The sequence below is a fragment of the Streptomyces swartbergensis genome (genome assembly GCF_002148965.1).
Classification (GTDB): domain Bacteria; phylum Actinomycetota; class Actinomycetes; order Streptomycetales; family Streptomycetaceae; genus Streptomyces; species Streptomyces swartbergensis.
On sequence record NZ_NGFN01000693.1, the window covers coordinates 1 to 1,420 of the forward strand.

At 71.1% G+C, this 1,420-nt stretch carries 2 protein-coding genes and 1 pseudogene; all 3 read left to right on the top strand.

Annotated features, from left to right (window positions below; all coding sequences use genetic code 11):
* Positions 1-384 (top strand): annotated as a pseudogene (locus tag CA983_RS43625) (DUF3459 domain-containing protein); the annotation flags it as partial.
* A gap of 219 nt (positions 385-603) precedes the next feature.
* Positions 604-981: a hypothetical protein gene (locus tag CA983_RS43630; protein WP_086606110.1), complete on the top strand. Its 378-nt coding sequence runs from the start codon at positions 604-606 to the stop codon at positions 979-981.
* Positions 982-1,234: 253 nt separating this feature from the next.
* The coding region (locus tag CA983_RS43635) for a transposase (protein ID WP_143645836.1) at positions 1,235-1,420 on the top strand (186 nt) is incomplete at its 3' end.

Consider the following 1,420-nt stretch of genomic DNA (forward strand, 5'->3'; position numbering starts at 1 on the left):
CTTCGGCTTCAGCCCCGCCGACGCCTCCGGCGCTTCGGCTTCAGCCCCGCCGACGCCTCCGGCGCGCCCTGGCTGCCACAGCCCGCCGACTGGGGCGAGCGCAGCGTCGAAGCTCAGGCCGGCGACGAGACCTCGACGCTGGAGCTGTACCGCACCGCCCTCCAGCAGCGACGGGAACACCCCGCCCTCGGCGACGGCACCCTCACGTGGCTCAACGCCCCCGCCGGTGTCCTCGCCTTCCACCGCGACCCCGGCTTCACCTGCGTCGTCAACCTCTCCACCGAGCCCTACCCGCTGTCCGACCACACCTCGGTCCTCCTCGCCAGCGGACCGGTCCAGGACGGACTCCTGGCGCCGGACCACGCCGTCTGGCTTGAGATGTAGGCAACTCGCCGTCGGGGCAATGCCCTTCTGACCGCCAGGGCCTGTCCGGTGTCACTCCCCGCTGACCGGACAGGCCCTGGTTCTTCTCCACCATGCCTTCCACGCTGGCCGGCCGCCGTTCGAGTGCATGACCCGAGCAGCGCCTCAGGCGAGCGAGGGGACCTTCCCGTGTGACACTGCTCGCCGGTCCCTTACGAGCGGAACGGTCGTTGAGTGGTCATGGAGTTGTCGGCACAGGCCGGGCCCGGAGTGGAGAAGGCAGCCGAACAGGCCGTCGAGAGTGCATGTCACCTCGCGGACCTCGCGGACCTCGCGGGCCCGGATGGCTGGAGCACGGCGGCCGCCGAGGACGTCCTCGACGCGATCGGCACCCTCACGGACACCCTTGGCAGCGTCGGGGAGGAACTCGCACAGGCCCTCGCCGCGGTGGCGACGGCCACCGCCCAGGCGCGCCGGCGCCTGGGCATCACCGTGGACGCCCAGGCGCCAGGGCGGGAAAGCGCGGCGTCGGCACCCGTGGTGGGTGGCCCTGGGCGAAGGCCGCCCAGGCGTCGCGGGCTCGGTCCCGGCTTCCGGGGCATCCGTACGGACCGCTGAAGGGTCAGGCGCGCGTGCTGATGTACCGCACGCCCGGACCCCACTTCTCCATGGCCGGCGCCATACACCACTGACACAGCGGGCAACCGCCGCGGCCGTACTTGTGGGTCTTGCGCTGGCTTCTCTGCACTTCACCCGAACGGGCGGCGAGGGGATTTCGGGGTGGCAGGCGCGCTGCTAGGGCGTGTGTGAGGTCGTGATCAATCTCGGGTTCTGGCCCCGTGCGGGGGCGGGATGCGGTAGGACGCTGGGTGTGACACGTAGGCAACTCACAGACGAGCAGTGGGAGTTCATCGAGCCGTACCTGCCGATAGGCGAGTACGGTCCGTACCCCGAGCGGCTGCGGGAGCAGTTCGAGGGGGTGATCTGGCGGTTTCGGTCCAGCGCCCAGTGGCGCGAGATGCCCTCCGAGTTCGGACCGTGGGCGACCGTCTACGGG